The following is a 14,430-nucleotide window of genomic DNA, read 5'->3' as shown; positions in this document are numbered from 1 at the left end:
TTCGGGTTGATGACATGGAGCGGCTCTCCATGACGTCATCCTAGGGCTGTTCGACCTGTGGTTCAGTGAGCGACTGGTGACGGTTTGTATCCAAATGTACGGGCAGTCTGAGGCAGAAGCGGGTACCGCTGCTGCTCGGGAGCAGCTGTACCTCGCCGCCGTGGTGGCGGGCGATGCTGCGCACTATGGCGAGACCGAGCCCGGTGCCGCCGGTGCGCCTGTCCCGGCTCTGATCCAGCCGCACGAAGGGCTCGAAGATCTGGGGCGCCAGCGCGGGATCGATACCGGGGCCGTCGTCGGCCACCTCCAGCAGATAGTTATCCTGCTGCCGACTCATGGCGAGGCTCACCCGGCCGGCGGCGTGGCGCAGGGCGTTGCCGATGAGGTTCTCCAGCGCCCGATCCAGCAGGCGAGTATCGCCGCGCCAGGGCAGGGCCATGGCCGGGCGCACGAAGTCGAGCCGTTTGTCCGGCCGCAGCGCCTGCCAGTCGGCGAGGCGGCTGCCGGCCCAGCTGGCCAGTTCCAGCTCGCTGCACTGCAGCGGCAGCTCGGGGCGATCGAGCCTGGCGTAGGTGAGCATCTCCTCGATGAGGGCGTCCAGCGCGCCGAGATCCCGCTCCAGCCCCTGCTGCTCCTCGGCCGTGGGAGGCTCGGCCAGCATGGCGAGCCGGTAGCGCAGCCGCACCAGGGGGGTGCGCAGCTCGTGTGCGATGGCGTCGGTCAGCTGCTTGCGGCTGGCCAGCATGGCCTGCAACTGCTCCGTCATCTGATCGAAGGTGCGGCCCACCCGGCCCAGGCTGCTGCCGGGGGGCAGGCCGGTGCGGCTGGAGAGATCCCCATCGCCGACCCGCCGGGCTGTCTGTTCGAGCTGCTGCAGGCCGCGCCAGTGCGGACGCAGCCAGAGCAGGATCGGCAGCCCCAGCGAGAGACCGATGACCAGCAGCAGCCCCACGTCGACCCAGTGCAGCTCGTGCAGGTAGGATAGATAGGGCACAGGGCCGACGATCAGCACCTGATCGGTGCCCGGAATGCGCTGCAGGAAGGTGTCATCCTCCTCGACGATGACGATGTTGCCAGCCTCCAGGAAGGCCTGATCCTCGTTGGCCAGCGGCTGGTTGGCGAGGGCGCCGATCTGCAGCGGCAGGGTGAGCTGGCGGCTCTGCTCCGCCATGCGGGCGGGCCAGTGTTCCGGCGGCAAGCGGGCCAGCTCGCCGGTGAGCAGGCCGAGGGAGCCCTGCATCATCCGCTCCAGATAGCGATCTCCCGCCCGCTCGGCACTGACCTGATAGACCAGACCGATGAGCAGGATGGCGAGGCCGAAGCAGCCGATCAGCAGCAGGTAGAACTGGATAAACAGGCGTCGCATGGAGGCTCTCCTCTTGCCTGGATTGCGTCTTGGCGTTGTTTTGTTATCCCCTCATCGCCAACCCTTCTCCCGCAAGGGGAGCTGGGAGCAGAGAGCATCAAGGTCATTCGGTAACTGTTTATTCCCAGGCCTGGGGCACCAGCAGATAACCCTTCTGGCGCACCGTCTTGATCCGGGTCGGGTTGTTGCTGTCATCCCCAAGCCGGCGGCGCAGGCGGGAGATGGCCACGTCCATGCTGCGATCCTGGCCGTCGTAGTCGCGACCGCGCAGGCTGCGAAACAGCGCCTCCCGCCCCAGGATCTGGCCGGCGTGGCAGGCCAGCTCCCACAGGAGATCGAAATCGGCGGTGGAGAGCGGAATGCTGTCGCCGTCGAGGCGCACGTCCCGGCCCGGCCCGTCGATCTGCAACCGGCCGAACTGCAGGCGCTGGGGCGGGGGGCTGGGAGCGAGTGGTTGGGATGCCCGCAGCCCCTGCTGGCGGAACTGGACCCGCAGCCGGGCCAGCAGCACGGGGGGCGGCGTGGTCTTGAGGATGTAGTCGTTGGCCCCCAGCTCCAGACTGAGGATCTGGTTCATGTCGCTGTCCAGCGAAGTGAGCATGACGATGGGACCGGCAAAACGCGGGCGCAGATCCCGGCACAGGGAGAGGCCGTCCTGTCCCGGCAGCATGATGTCGAGCAGCACCAGGTCGGGCTGCTCGACCTCCACCCTGGCGAGCGCCAGATCGCCCCGGCTCTCCAGCAGCACTTCTATGTCGTGGCGACCGAGCCAGCTGCTGATGAGCTGGCCTATGTCGGGATCATCTTCAACAAACAGAACGCGTGGCATGGTGGCGTGGCCCCGGCTATGGCGCGAATGCGCGTGTCGCCAGCATAACGGCTGCGCCAGCGCTCTGCACCGGGATAACTAATCAAACAGGGCCCGAGGCCCTGTTCTCATTCTGCCTGTCGAAGGGGATTGGCGTCCCTGCGGTATCAGCCTGCCTTGCGGCGCAGATAGACCCCGGCCTCCATGTGGTGGGTCCAGGGGAACTGGTCGAACAGGGCGAAGCGGGCGATCTCGTGGGTCTCGCCGAGGACCGCCATGTTGGCCTGCAGGGTCTCCGGGTTGCAGGAGATGTAGAGAATGTTGTCGTACTCCTGCACCAGCTTGACCGTGGCGTCGTCAAGGCCGGCACGGGGCGGGTCGACGAAGATGGTGTTGCACTGGTAAGCGCCGAGATCGACCCCCTTGAGGCGGTTGAACTCCCGCTCGCCGCGCATCGCCATGGTGAACTCCTCCGCCGACATGCGCAGGATGATCAGGTTGTCGACCCCGTTGGCGGCGATGTTGTACTGGGCTGAATCCACGCTCGGCTTGGCGATCTCGGTGGCCAGCACCTTGCGGAAGTTCTGGGCCAGGGCGATGGAGAAGTTGCCGTTGCCGCAGTAGAGCTCCAGCAGGTCACCCTCGCTGCCTTTGGTCACGTCCAGCGCCCAGCCCAGCATCTGCTCGTTGATGGCGGCATTGGGTTGGGTGAAGCTGTTCTCCACCTGTTTGTAGACCAGCTCGCGCCCCTGCACGTTGAGCCGCTCGATGACGAACTCCTCTCCCAGGCAGATCTTCTGCTTGTGGGAGCGGCCAATCAGTTGCAGATCGAACCCCTGGGCCCGCAGGTCGGCCTGCAGGGCCTCGGCAGCCTGCTGCCACTCCGCCTCCAGCTTGCGGTGGTAGAGCAGGCTGACGCACAGCTGGCCGGACTGGGTGGAGAGGTAGTCTATCTGGAACAGCTTGCGGCGCAGTACGGGGTGCGGGCGCAGCCCTGCCAGCAGCACCTGCATCAGCCGGTTGATGAGCAGGCTGGCGGTGGGGAAGCTGTCGACCCGGATGATCTCCTTGGTGGCCTGGGCATACATGCAGTGGAAGAGGTCATCCCCCTCGTGCCAGATGCGGAACTCGGCGCGCATCCGGTAGTGCTCGGCGGGGGAGGCATGGACCTCAAGCGCGGGCGGATTGAAGTCGGCGAACAGCTGGGTGAGGCGATCGCGCTTCTCGTCGAGCTGGGCCTGGTAGTCGGCGGGGGTCCGCTGGGATTGGGTCATAGATACCTCAGATGCACACCGGCAGGGCCGGGCAGAAACCGGGGGAAGGCCGCAGCCAACCAAAGGGTGGGGATTTTAAAAGGCCGTCGCGGATTGTCCAAGTTTTTTGTGGTCAAGAAGTGGCCAGTCGGGCCGATAACCGATCCACCAATATGGCGGGAGAGTGATGATGCAGATCGATGGCATGGGCGCAGCCCAACCCAAGGGAGTGGGCATTGCTCCCAAATCGCCTCAACAGGCAGAGTCGAAAACGGCGGACAAAGGGGATGAGGTCTCCCTGAACAAGCCCCCGAAGTGGGCCCAGGTGCTGATCCAGCAGGCGCTGCAATTCGCGCTGGAGATCAATGGCCAGCATTATCAGGCCCCCAAGAGTCAGGAGTTCAAGCTGGATCCGCCAGAGGCGATCACCCCGGAGACCTTGTTCGATTACGAGACGGTGGCGGACAACGTGCTGCAGTTTGTCACCGGACGGCTGGGCGCGGCCCGTGCCGACGGCAAGTCGGATGAGGATCTGGCCAAGATGATGGAGCAGGCCCGCAAAGGCGTGGACATGGGCTTCGGCGACGCCAGAAAGCAGCTCGGGGACTGGGCGGACAACGAGGACATCAAGACCGGTATGGATCAGAGTTACAAGCTGATCCAGGAGGGGCTGGAGTCCTTCGAGCAAGAGTTCTTCGGCGAGGTCTCGACCACGGATCTCGGGGCGGCCAAGATGGCCAGTCGGCAGCAGGCCTTCCTCGAGATCGAGACCCGGGACGGGGACAAGGTGATGCTGAGGTTCAGCGACAGCTGGCAGTTCAAGTCCCGTAACGACGGGAGCGGCAGCCAGTTCAGCCTCAAGTCGAGCCAGAGCTTCGACTTCTCCCTGGAGGGGGATCTCGACAGTGGCGAGATGGAGGCCATCGGCAAACTGGTCAAGGGGCTGGACGAGCTGGCTGGCCAGTTCTTCGGAGGCGGGGAGGGCAAGACCCTGGCCGACAGGCTGGACGGGTTGCAACTGGACGACAGTCAGCTGGCCTCCTACTCCCTCAAGCTCAAGCAGTCGGCCCGCTTGAGCCAGACCTATCAGGGGGCCCATTCGCTGCAGGAGGGCCTCAAGCCGCTGGCGGACTATCTGCCGAAGCTGAGCCAGTTGCAGCAGCAGGCCGATGCCCTGTTGCCGCCTGCCCAGCAGCAGGCGTTGACCCCTGCGGTACTGGCGGCGCGAGGCCAGAGTGAGGGGGCAGAGGGCGCCGGTTTCATGGGCTTCAACCAGCGGATGCTGGAGGCCATGAGGCTGCTCGGCCAGCAGATGGCGACCACCTGATCCCGGTTCGTCACCTCTCTGATGCGGCGTTTGCCAGCCCGGGCCCGGGCTGGCACACTGCCCTTTTCTCCAGCCAGACGATGCCATGAACCCCAAGAAGCCAAGAGACAAGCGCGAGCTCTGCTACCCCTTCATCTTCGAGACCCAGTTCCAGTGTGACTACGAGATCGCCACTGACGAGCTCTGCTGTCAGGTGGGGGCCGTGCTCTCCCATCTGGTGCCGGATGAGGATACCCGGCCCGTGCTGGCGGATCTGGCGACCCTGCAACGACTCATCTACAACCTCAACGGCTCGGTGCGCGGCAGGCTCGGGATCTTCGAGGAGGATCTGGACTGGCTGAAGGGGCGTTACGATCACTACAACGAGGCGAGCCGCGGCCGGGTGACCGGCTTCGTGCTGCCTCAGGGGCCCCAGCCCATCCCCACCCTGCACCTGTGCCGCTGCGGCAGCAAGAAGGTGGTGCGCCTGCTGGTGCGCCTCGAAGAGAGCGGCGTGCGCTTCGACTCCATCCTCTATCGCTTCGCCAACCTGCTGGCCAACTTCTTCTTCGTGCTGACCGTCTACCTCAAGCAGGCGTGGAATGTGCCGGAAGTCCCCTACGTCAGCATCAACTACTGAGGTTGCCGGGGTTTGCCGAAGCAACATGAAGAAAAACCGGAGCCTTGGGCTCCGGTTTTTGTTGTCAGCTCGACAGCAGCACCCTGGCCGAGTTGGCCGGTATGGTGAGCTGCACCTCCCCTTGCACCACCTCGAACTTGTCGCCGTTGAAGGCGTCGGTGAAGCGGCTGGCGGGGCTGGCGGTCTGCCACAGGGGCAGGCTGATGGTGCGCGGCTCCGTGGGGTGGCGGTTGCAGGCCACCACCACCTGATCGCTTTGCAGGGTCCGGGCAAACACATAGCTGTGAGGGCCGGCGTAGAGGGTCTGGATGTCCCCCCGGCGCAGGGCCGGACGCTGCTTGCGGATCTGGATCAGGCGGCGGTAGTGATCGTGCAGCACATGATCCCAGTCTGTGGTGTCCCAGGGGAAGCAGCGACGGCAGTCCGGATCGTTGCCGCCTGAGAGCCCCACTTCGTCGCCGTAGTAGATGGAGGGCACACCGATATAGGTGATGAGCAGGGTGGCGGCGAGCCGCATGCGCTGCTTGTCCTCCCCCAGCAGGTGCAGGAAGCGGGCGGTGTCGTGGCTGTCCAGCAGGTTGAACTGGGCCAGCTGGTTCTTGAAGGGGATATGGGCCCGGGCCAGCTTGAGCCATCTGTCCAGCTCCTCGGCGCTGATCTTGATGGGGTGATAGGCGATGTCCTGCCCCGCCAGGAAGGCGCGGATGGGGTGGGCGAAGCCGTAGTAGTTCATGGCGCCGTCCTCCTGATCCCCCTGCAGCCACTGGCTCGCCTCGAAGAAGTGTTCGCCGAGCACGTAGGCATCCGGGTTCTCCTGCTTGACGGCGCCGCGAATGGCGCGCACATGGCCGCTGTTGCCCATGGCAGAGCCCCGCTCCCCCAGCATGTGGATGACGTCGAAGCGCCAGCCATCGATCTGGTAGGGGGCGCGCATCCAGTAGCGCAGAATGGCGTTGTCTGCCCGATACACGGCGTCCTGCACCTGTTCGCTGGAGAAATCCAGCTTGGGCAGGCTGCGGATGCCTTTCCAGCTGACATAATCCCCTTCCTTGTCGAAGGTGTAGAAGCTGCGCCAGGGGGAGTCCGGGTTGCTCTGGGCTCCCAGCGGCGGGCAGAACCAGGGGTGATCGGTGGAGGTGTGGTTGACCACGGCATCCAGGATGATCCTCATGCCGCGCTGGTGCAGGTTGCGGGTCAGCTCGGCAAACTGGGCGTTGGTGCCGAGGTGCGCATCCACCTTGAAGTAGTCTTGGGTGTCGTACTTGTGGTTGCTCGGCGAATCGAAGATGGGGTTGAGGTAGAGCGCCGTCACCCCGAGGGACTGCAGGTAGTGCAGCTTGGCGTCGATGCCCGCCAGATCCCCGCCGTAGAACTCGCAGGCGCCGTGGCCCTCCTCGTGGCGGCTGACCGGCTCCCCCCAGGCCTTGCTGATGACCGCCTTGCCGCGGTACTCGTACTCGTGATGCTTGACGCTCAGCGACGGATCACCGTTGCAGAAGCGGTCGGGGAAGATCTGGTAGAAGACCTGATCCTGTACCCAGGTCGGCGGCTGGTGATGGCTGTTGAAGCGGAAATGCTGCTCCCGCGGCGGCATGGCGGCGCTGACGCCCGCCCCGTGCAGCCACCACTGCTCCTGGTCGGTGAGGCACTTGAAGCAGTAGAGGTGGATCTCCTGCCCCTTGGCCAGCGGCAGCTCGACCTGCCAGACCTGCAGCCTGTCCCGGGTCGAAACCGGGCGCATGGCTACCAGATATTCCTCGTTGTCCGGCTCGTGGCGCAGCCACACCTCGCGGATGGGGGCGTCCAGCTCGCTGAACAGGGTGAGCAACAGGGTATCGGCACTCTCTTTGAACCAGGGTGCCACCTGGGGATGAAACAGGAAGGGATGGGTCATGGTATCTACTGCATCAGAGGGTGGCCAGAGGCTACTGGGTCAGGAGGTCGGCGAGGGCATTGCCCTGCTCGTGGAGTTGCTCCAGCTGATCCGCCAGGGTGGCGGGATCCAGCCCGAGCTGGTCGGCCAGCGGCTTGGGGAAGCGCGCTATGATGGTCTGGGCCGGTACCCCGGCGTGCCAGGCGAAGGAGACGAAGACGGAGAGCCGGATCAGCACCGCCTCCTTGCTCACCGGATCGTGGGAGAGGGGATCCAGCTGCTGGGCGATGGCATCGACGAAGGAGGACGACAGGTTCCAGCGCTTCGCCAGCTCGGCGCCGAGCTGGGCATAGTCGTACCCCAGCATCTCCCGCTGGGCCTCGACCCTGCTGCTCCCCTTCTCGATGGCCAGGTTGATGAGCCCGGCCTCCTCCGGCAAGGTGCTCTGGATCAGCAGCTCGCCGATGTTGTGAATGAGGGCGCAGGTGAAGGCGCTCTCCGGATCCACCGCCCTGGTCTGCTGGGCCAGGGTGCGGGCTATGGTGGCGACCTGGAAGGTCTGGGTCCAGAAGCGGTGCTTGTCAAAGCCCGGGGGGGCCTTGAAGCTGCTGATGATGCCGGAGGCGACCACCACGGAGCGCAAGCGGTTGAAGCCGAGACGGATCACCGCCTGCTCGATGGAGGTCACCTCGTTGCCCCGGCGCAGGGCGGCGGAGTTGGCCATCCGCAGCACCTTGACGCTGATCACCTGGTCCATGGCGATCTTGGCCGCGATCTCGTCGATGCGGGCATTCTCATCGTTGAAACTCTGCATCAGCTCGTGCAGCAGTTGCGGGATTGTGGGCAGTTGTTTGATCTTGCCAAACAGGCGATCCATCGACATGGCTGAGGCAGCCTCCATTGCGAACAGTGCCTCATATTGTGCCACAGCTGGGTCAGTTGTTCCTGTCGGTGAGTGGTTTTGTGAGCCCTAGTACACCCAGTCTCGCAGTTTGTATTCCAAACGGTGCTGTTTTCCGGTCAGGATCAGGGTCTGTGGCGTGCCGCTCAGGGTGGCGCCCTCGGTCAGGGTGGTCAGCACCGCCTGCTCCACGGCATCGAGCGGCGCCAGACAGGCCATCTCGGTGTTGCCCAGGCTGGTGACCCAGAGTCTGTCATCTTCGAGGTGGCCCTGGCCGAAGTAGCGGTTGCAGCCGGCGATGCCATTGACGGTGAGGTGTTCCCCTATCTCGATGTCGGGGGGATTGATGCGGCTGCTGGGGATGGCCTGGCCATCCAGCTTGTCGAGCACCCAGTGGTGGTGCTGCAGATCTTGCGAGGCGAAGCGGGGAGTACTGCTGCAGGCGCTGAGCAGGAGCAGGGCGAGCAGCAGTAGCAGAAATCTGGGCATGAAAGGGGCTCCGGTGGGGGGAGTGACAAGCATACCCGTGCCATGGCCCGGGAGGCAGGGCACGGGGGGGCCGGCCCGACCGCTTCTGTCGCCCTCAGGGAGAGGGGGGTGTCGGTAAATGGCAACACCTGCCCCGGCTGAGCCTGCTTATCCATGGCTCCCCTGACCGTCTCAGCCGGCGAACAACCGCTCGGCGTAACGGGCGAGCCCCGAGGCCACAGAACCGAAGTCATCCCCTCCCTCCAGAGGCACTGAGGGCAGCTTCTGACGAATGAAGGCCTTGATGAGAGGGGAGCGGGCGCTACCGCCGGTGACGAAGATCCGGTCCGGCGCCACGCCGGCGGCGGCGATCGCCTCGTCCATCAGCTCGCCAATCTTCTCCAGCAGGGGGGCGGAGGCACTGGCCAGTTGAGGGCGGGTGAGTTCCGCCTCCAGCCCCTTCTCCAGCTCATTCAGGGTCTGGTGGTTGAGCTCGTGGTCGGACAGGGCGATCTTGCCCTGCTCGGCGCGCCACACCAGCTGGTGGCTCAGCTTGTGGGCCCGCAGGCTGGCGAGCCGTGAGAGTTTGCTGCCGGGCTGGCTGTCGAGCTGCAGATCCTGCAGCTGGCGGGCGGTATCCAGGCTGTAGAAGCGACTCTGGGCGCTGACGTCGTTGATGGCGGCCGCGTCCCAGAACAGCGGATGGGGCAGTGGCTTGCCGGTCTTGAGGGTCTCGTGCATGCCGAGCAGCGGCATCATGCCCTCCACCGTCAGGCGGATGTCGAAGTCGTTGCCGCCGATGCGCTGGCCGCTGTGGCCGAGCAGATCGCCGCTGCGATCCAGCCGGTCGCGGTGGCTCGGGCCCATGCGCAGCATGGAGCAGTCCGTGGTACCGCCGCCTATGTCCACCACCAGCACCACGGCATCCTCGCTGAGTCGCGCCTCGAACTCGAAGCCGGCGGCCACCGGCTCGTAGAGAAACTCCACCCGCTCGAAGCCGGCGAGTCGGGCCGCCTCACCCAGGATGGCGATGGCCTGGCGGTTGCTCTCCTCCCCGGCCAGCCCCTGGAAGTTGACCGGGCGACCGATCACCGCCTGGCGCACCGGGGCACCTGTCTGCTGCTCCGCCTCGTGGCGGACGTGCAGCATCATGGCGCAGACGATGTCCTCGAACAGGGCTATCTGGGGCGCCTTGAGGCCGTAGGCCCCGAGGAAGGATTTCGGCGACTTGATGTAGTAACCGTCATCCGGCTCCTCCAGGTAGCGCTCCAGCGCCGCCCCGCCGAAGCTGAGCTCGTCGATGAGCCCCTCTTCGCGCATCTGGCGGCGCACCGCCTGGGCCCGGGTCACCACGGGGCCCCGCAGCTTGAGGTACTCCGCCTGCTGCGTACTTGCCAGCCGTTCGGCCAGCAGGCCGGCGATGGCGTCCCGGTGCGGGGCGTGCAGGGTGGAGGGGAGGTAGTGGGAACCGGAGAGGGTCAGCAGCCTGGGGCTGCCCTGTTCCATCACGGCGACGGCACAGTTGGAGGTACCGTAATCAAATCCGATAAACATGGGTGCCAGACTCCAGAGTAAAAAAGGAGGACTGGCCTACCCGAAGGTGCCGGATCTTACAACCCGGCGCACAGTCGGAGGTACAGTGAGCAAATCCGATGAACATGCTTGCCAGACTCCTGTACAAAAAAGGGCTGGTAGCCTACCCGAAGGCGCCGAGTCTCACAACCCGGCGCCATGGTTATTGCGCTCGCAGGGGACAACAGGGCGAGCGGGGTGCCTGTCTGCGCAGGAGACAGAGGGAGTGGCGCCCTCTGTCCTTCATCGCTGCGGGGGAGGGGTTACTCCACCTCGTTGTCGCTGCGGCCCTGGCTCTCTATGGCCTGGATGTTGCCGAGGGTGGTGTCGGCGATGGCGTGCAGCGCCTCCCGGGTCAGGAAGGCCTGGTGACCGGTGAACAGCACGTTGTGGCAGGCGGAGAGGCGGCGGAAGACGTCATCGGTGATCACCTCGTTGGACTTGTCCTCGAAGAAGAGATCTTCCTCCTCCTCGTAGACGTCCAGCCCCAGGGCGCCGATGCGGGAGGTCTTGAGGGCCTCAATGGCGGCGTTGGAGTCGAGCAGGCCGCCCCGGCTGGTGTTGATGATCATCACCCCGTCCTTCATCTTGGCGAAGGCCTCCTTGTTCAGCAGGTGGTAGTTCTCCTTGAACAGGGGGCAGTGCAGGCTGATGACGTCGGACTTGCGCAGCAGGGTGTCGATGTCCACGTACTCGGCCCCCAGATCGATGGCCGCCTGGTTCGGGTAGGGGTCGCTCACCAGCAGGCGCATGCCGAAGCCCTTGAGGATGCGCAGGGTGGCGATGCCGATCTTGCCGGTGCCTATGATGCCGGCGGTGCGGCCGTGCATGTTGAAGCCGACCAGCCCCTCCAGGGAGAAGTTGGCGTCGCGGGTGCGCTGGTAGGCCTTATGGATGCGGCGGTTGAGGGTCATCATCAGGCCCACCGCGTGCTCGGCGACCGCCTCGGGGGAGTAGGCGGGTACCCGCACCACTTTCAGACCCAGCTCCTTGGCGGCCACCAGATCCACGTTGTTGTAACCGGCGCAGCGCAGGGCGATGACCTTGGTGCCGTTGGCGGCCAGCTCGGTCAGCACCTCCCGGTCGGCGTCATCGTTGACGAACAGGCAGACCACGGGGAAGTGATGGGCGAGGCGGGCTGTCTTGGCCTCCAGCCGCACGTCGAAGAACTCCAGCTCGAAGCCGTACTGGCTGTTGGCCTGATTGAAGTGTTCCTTGTCGTAGCTCTTGGTACTGAAAACGGCGACTCTCATGGGGCGCTCTCCGCAGATAATGATGTGGTTAAATTACAACAAATAGTGACCGTCATCACGGGATAAATGGTGGGGATTCAGCCCCACGGCATGATGGGAACGGCGCTCACTGCACTCTTGTACGAACCATCCACCAACTTGGTGCTGTAAGTCAGATAGACAAGGGCATTGCGTTTCTCGTCGTAAAAACGCACCACCTTCTGCTCCTTGAACACCAGGGAGGTGCTGACGTCGAACACCTCTTCCCCGGCTTTGAGTTTGGCGGGCAGGGTGATGGGGCCTGTCTGGTGGCACGACAGTGAGGCATGGGAGGGATCTTCCGCCAGCCCGAGACCGCCCTTGACGCCCCCTGTCTTGGGGCGCGCCAGGTAGCAGGCGACGCCGGCGATTTTCGGGTCGTCGAACGCCTCCACCAAGATCTTGTGGTTCGGGCCGACCAGCTTGAAGGCGGTGCTCACCTCGCCGACGGGGTCGGCCTTGTCGGCCAGCGCCGGACCGGCAAACAGCATGCCCAGCAGCAGAGGCAGGGCGCGGGTAAGGGGGGAAGAGTGTGTCATGGTTTCTCCTTTGGCTTCCTTCAGTAGGGGATGCCCAAGCGACGATAGAGGCTGGCCAGCACCCAGGCGGGGCCTACCAGCAGAAATTGCAGGTCGGCGAGGAAGGAGGGGCGCTTCCCCTCTATCCGGTGGCCGACGAACTGGGCTACCCAGAGCAGCGCGAAGCCGCACAGGGCGGGCCACAGCAAGGGGCCTTGCCAGCTGTGGCAGAGGACCAGCCCCAGCGCGGTCAGGGTCGCCATCCCCACGAACAGGGGGAACGACAGCCGCAGATAGAAGGCCAGCACCGGAATGGCCGCCAGCACCGCCCAGTTAAGGTACGGCGGCAACGGGCCTGCCGGCAGGCACCAGATCAGGGCCAGGGTGCAGAGGTAGATACCAGGCACGGCCACCTTGTGGATGGCCACATTGACCGGGTGCTGGTGGCTCTGGCCGTAGTCGCTGAACCAGTCGTCGAGTCGCTTCATGGCACCTCCCTGGTGCTGCGGTTGGAACTGGCCCGCTCATTCCCTGCGAGCCGGTGGTCAGGCACTACTGCCCCTGCAACAAATAGAGCTCTGGAATCCCGATGCTACTGTCCTTGCCTGGGCGGATAGTCCCAATATTGGGCTGGAATGCTCCTGAGCAAAGGGGTCATGTCCGGGTTGGGCAGGGATATGGTGACCCGCTGCTCCAGGTTCGCGCTGGCCAGCGCCTCGCGGACCCTGGGATTCTCGTGGAAGAACTTCATGAAGCTGCCGTCGGCATAGGCCCGCTCCAGTCCGCTCTGGATCGCCTTGGCCAGCTTGGGGGACTCTGGGCTGACGAAGAAGAACTCGGCGAAGGGGTAGCGGATCAGCAGGTGCTGCTCTATGGCGAGATTGGGGTACTGGGCCGCCAGCTCACGGCGTTCCGCGAAGATCTCCACCAGACCGCGGGGGAAGAAGTCGAGCTTGTCGCCGTCGTTGATGAGGCGGAACAGGTTGCTGTAGCGCCCCGCGTAGGTCGCTATGCCCGCCTGCTCCAGGATCTTGTTGTCGGCCCAGCCGACCCCCTGGGCTGCCTTCAGCTGCTTGAGATCCGCCAGGGTGTTGACCTGGTTGAACTTCTCCTGGGCATCGCTGTGGATGAACGACAGCCGCAGCCCTTCCAGACCGCGGAACAGCGGAATGGGGACGGGGATCAGGGCGGATTCGAGAGCGCTGGAGGTACCCATCCAGAACACATTGATGGTTTTGCCCTTGCGCAGCTCCTGCTGCAGGGTGAACTGATTGAGATTGAGGTCTACCCGCTCCAGCTTGTAGGGCTGTCCGGCACGGTCGAGTGCCAGCTCCAGCAGCTTGAGCTGGTATTCGCTGTCGAGGTCATTGATCGGTCGGCTGGGGACCTTGACGGTGAGAGTCTGCGCCTGTGCCAGCAGTGGCAGGCACAAACACAGCTTGATGAGCCATTTCACGCTCTGATCTCCTGTAGAGTCCGGGACTTGCCCGGAGTCTAACAGAAGTTGTCACGCTCTTGCTGTGAAGCCGCAAACAAGGTTCATGTGCAGCCCGGCATGCCCGTCTGTCTACACGGACGCCGGTGCCTGCACACTGCCTTGCCAGCGGCCCGGTGCGACAAGGGGGTGACGGTTCACTGGCGCCTCAGGCGACGCGGCGGAACACGTGGGTGTCGTTGAATTCCTTGGTGCTCTGGCACTCGACACAGAAGCGGGACTCAGGACGAGCCTGCAGCCGCTTGAGGGATATCTCGTCACCGCAGGATTCGCAGTAACCAAAGTCCCCTTCATTGATGCGTCTCAGCGCCCCTTTCAGCTTGCGCAGATGCAGCTTGTCGTGCTCGATGCGGTTCAGCTCCAGACGGCGGGCCTCCTCGATGCTGGCACGATCAATTTCATCGGCCATCTCGTTGGTATCGGTGGCGATGGCCTGGCTGGCTTGGGAGTTGAGACGCTCTTCGAGCTCGAGGATTTGTCGCTCGATCTGACCCTTGTAAAAGGCCAGTTGGTCTTCAGTCATGAAATCACACATAGGGTTTGCTACCAGTCAGTTTCCCAATTTTTCCCATTTATGGGGGCTGTAGGCCCGCAGACCAAGCCCCTGTAGTCCGATTTGCACCAAATCCATGCAGGAGAGTGCAAATCAGGGCGGGCCTTGTACCAAAAAAATGCAGGTATGCAAAGAGAATTGGATAAGGATTGTGCGCCCTTGCAAAGAAATGGGCCCGTTCCGACAGGGGCTGACTGAGTATCGAGCAGCTTCTGTCCAGCCTTGGCATCGTGCTTGCAGTGGGCTGATAGTGACACAGAGTGTTTAGTATTTGGTGCCGCAGTGGTCATTATATCGGCCGTTGTTTATAGTTTTTTAAACACCACTGCTTGACAAAGGCCTTTATCACGGGCTTTTATGGTGATGTCGATTACATTTTCTTAACAATGGTGTTCCTTATATTAGA

General features: G+C 64.0%; 14 protein-coding genes. 2 read left to right on the top strand and 12 right to left on the bottom strand.

Going from position 1 to position 14,430, the window contains the following annotated elements; translation table 11 throughout:
* Nucleotides 1–40 precede the first annotated feature (40 nt).
* The 3 genes from rstB to trmA all read right to left on the bottom strand — a co-directional run bounded on the left by rstB (nt 41) and on the right by trmA (nt 3,448).
* Nucleotides 41–1,366, bottom strand: a complete 1,326-nt coding sequence (gene rstB / locus PG898_RS09945) for a two-component system sensor histidine kinase RstB (RefSeq protein ID WP_270823861.1) — start codon at nt 1,364–1,366, stop codon at nt 41–43.
* A 118-nt stretch (nt 1,367–1,484) separates the two neighbouring features.
* Nucleotides 1,485–2,195 (bottom strand): two-component system response regulator RstA, encoded by a 711-nt coding sequence (gene rstA, locus PG898_RS09940; protein WP_161507724.1) that lies wholly within the window; start codon nt 2,193–2,195, stop codon nt 1,485–1,487.
* A 146-nt stretch (nt 2,196–2,341) separates the two neighbouring features.
* Nucleotides 2,342–3,448 (bottom strand): tRNA (uridine(54)-C5)-methyltransferase TrmA, encoded by a 1,107-nt coding sequence (gene trmA, locus PG898_RS09935; RefSeq protein ID WP_270823862.1) that lies wholly within the window; start codon nt 3,446–3,448, stop codon nt 2,342–2,344.
* A gap of 169 nt (nt 3,449–3,617) precedes the next feature.
* Here trmA and PG898_RS09930 point away from each other — a divergent pair, with 169 nt between their 5' ends.
* Entirely contained in the window at nt 3,618–4,754 is a 1,137-nt protein-coding gene (locus PG898_RS09930; protein WP_171269511.1) for a DUF5610 domain-containing protein, read from the top strand.
* A gap of 85 nt (nt 4,755–4,839) precedes the next feature.
* Complete coding sequence (locus tag PG898_RS09925) at nt 4,840–5,373, top strand: ATP--cob(I)alamin adenosyltransferase (protein ID WP_005325467.1); 534 nt, start codon at nt 4,840–4,842, stop codon at nt 5,371–5,373.
* Nucleotides 5,374–5,437: 64 nt separating this feature from the next.
* Here PG898_RS09925 and malZ read toward each other — a convergent pair whose 3' ends face one another.
* From malZ to PG898_RS09880, 9 genes are all read right to left on the bottom strand, one after another.
* Nucleotides 5,438–7,267 (bottom strand): maltodextrin glucosidase, encoded by a 1,830-nt coding sequence (gene malZ / locus PG898_RS09920; RefSeq protein WP_270823863.1) that lies wholly within the window; start codon nt 7,265–7,267, stop codon nt 5,438–5,440.
* Between the two features lie 31 nt (nt 7,268–7,298).
* The gene (locus tag PG898_RS09915; RefSeq protein WP_270823864.1) at nt 7,299–8,147 is read right to left on the bottom strand and encodes an HDOD domain-containing protein; all 849 of its coding nucleotides are present in this window, start codon (nt 8,145–8,147) and stop codon (nt 7,299–7,301) included.
* Between the two features lie 69 nt (nt 8,148–8,216).
* Complete coding sequence (locus PG898_RS09910) at nt 8,217–8,636, bottom strand: META domain-containing protein (protein WP_005325473.1); 420 nt, start codon at nt 8,634–8,636, stop codon at nt 8,217–8,219.
* A gap of 171 nt (nt 8,637–8,807) precedes the next feature.
* Nucleotides 8,808–10,169, bottom strand: a complete 1,362-nt coding sequence (gene yegD / locus PG898_RS09905; protein WP_171272877.1) for a molecular chaperone — start codon at nt 10,167–10,169, stop codon at nt 8,808–8,810.
* A 281-nt stretch (nt 10,170–10,450) separates the two neighbouring features.
* Nucleotides 10,451–11,440 (bottom strand): 2-hydroxyacid dehydrogenase, encoded by a 990-nt coding sequence (locus PG898_RS09900; protein WP_042649200.1) that lies wholly within the window; start codon nt 11,438–11,440, stop codon nt 10,451–10,453.
* A 77-nt stretch (nt 11,441–11,517) separates the two neighbouring features.
* Entirely contained in the window at nt 11,518–11,997 is a 480-nt protein-coding gene (locus tag PG898_RS09895; RefSeq protein ID WP_270823865.1) for a CreA family protein, read from the bottom strand.
* A gap of 20 nt (nt 11,998–12,017) precedes the next feature.
* On the bottom strand, nt 12,018–12,464 hold the full coding sequence (locus tag PG898_RS09890; RefSeq protein ID WP_270823866.1) for an Mpo1 family 2-hydroxy fatty acid dioxygenase: 447 nt from the start codon (nt 12,462–12,464) through the stop codon (nt 12,018–12,020).
* A gap of 104 nt (nt 12,465–12,568) precedes the next feature.
* Nucleotides 12,569–13,432 (bottom strand): hypothetical protein, encoded by an 864-nt coding sequence (locus PG898_RS09885; RefSeq protein ID WP_270823867.1) that lies wholly within the window; start codon nt 13,430–13,432, stop codon nt 12,569–12,571.
* A 187-nt stretch (nt 13,433–13,619) separates the two neighbouring features.
* Nucleotides 13,620–14,006: a TraR/DksA family transcriptional regulator gene (locus PG898_RS09880; RefSeq protein ID WP_025328724.1), complete on the bottom strand. Its 387-nt coding sequence runs from the start codon at nt 14,004–14,006 to the stop codon at nt 13,620–13,622.
* Between the last annotated feature and the right edge of the window lie 424 nt (nt 14,007–14,430).

This window comes from Aeromonas sp. QDB31, assembly GCF_027707605.1.
GTDB lineage: Bacteria > Pseudomonadota > Gammaproteobacteria > Enterobacterales > Aeromonadaceae > Aeromonas > Aeromonas media.
The sequence above is the reverse complement of the archived record's forward strand: the minus strand, read 5'-3'. Positions and strand labels throughout refer to the sequence as shown.

Bases quoted from the DNA above. Each gene is read 5' to 3' on its own strand.
- PG898_RS09930 (WP_171269511.1), top strand. From the start codon at position 3,618: ATGCAGATCGATGGCATGGGCGCAGCCCAACCCAAGGGAGTGGGCATT.
- rstB (WP_270823861.1), bottom strand. From the start codon at position 1,366: ATGCGACGCCTGTTTATCCAGTTCTACCTGCTGCTGATCGGCTGCTTC.
- trmA (WP_270823862.1), bottom strand. From the start codon at position 3,448: ATGACCCAATCCCAGCGGACCCCCGCCGACTACCAGGCCCAGCTCGAC.
- PG898_RS09910 (WP_005325473.1), bottom strand. From the start codon at position 8,636: ATGCCCAGATTTCTGCTACTGCTGCTCGCCCTGCTCCTGCTCAGCGCC.
- PG898_RS09880 (WP_025328724.1), bottom strand. From the start codon at position 14,006: ATGTGTGATTTCATGACTGAAGACCAACTGGCCTTTTACAAGGGTCAG.
- malZ (WP_270823863.1), bottom strand. From the start codon at position 7,267: ATGACCCATCCCTTCCTGTTTCATCCCCAGGTGGCACCCTGGTTCAAA.
- PG898_RS09925 (WP_005325467.1), top strand. From the start codon at position 4,840: ATGAACCCCAAGAAGCCAAGAGACAAGCGCGAGCTCTGCTACCCCTTC.
- rstA (WP_161507724.1), bottom strand. From the start codon at position 2,195: ATGCCACGCGTTCTGTTTGTTGAAGATGATCCCGACATAGGCCAGCTC.
- PG898_RS09895 (WP_270823865.1), bottom strand. From the start codon at position 11,997: ATGACACACTCTTCCCCCCTTACCCGCGCCCTGCCTCTGCTGCTGGGC.
- yegD (WP_171272877.1), bottom strand. From the start codon at position 10,169: ATGTTTATCGGATTTGATTACGGTACCTCCAACTGTGCCGTCGCCGTG.
- PG898_RS09890 (WP_270823866.1), bottom strand. From the start codon at position 12,464: ATGAAGCGACTCGACGACTGGTTCAGCGACTACGGCCAGAGCCACCAG.
- PG898_RS09915 (WP_270823864.1), bottom strand. From the start codon at position 8,147: ATGGAGGCTGCCTCAGCCATGTCGATGGATCGCCTGTTTGGCAAGATC.
- PG898_RS09900 (WP_042649200.1), bottom strand. From the start codon at position 11,440: ATGAGAGTCGCCGTTTTCAGTACCAAGAGCTACGACAAGGAACACTTC.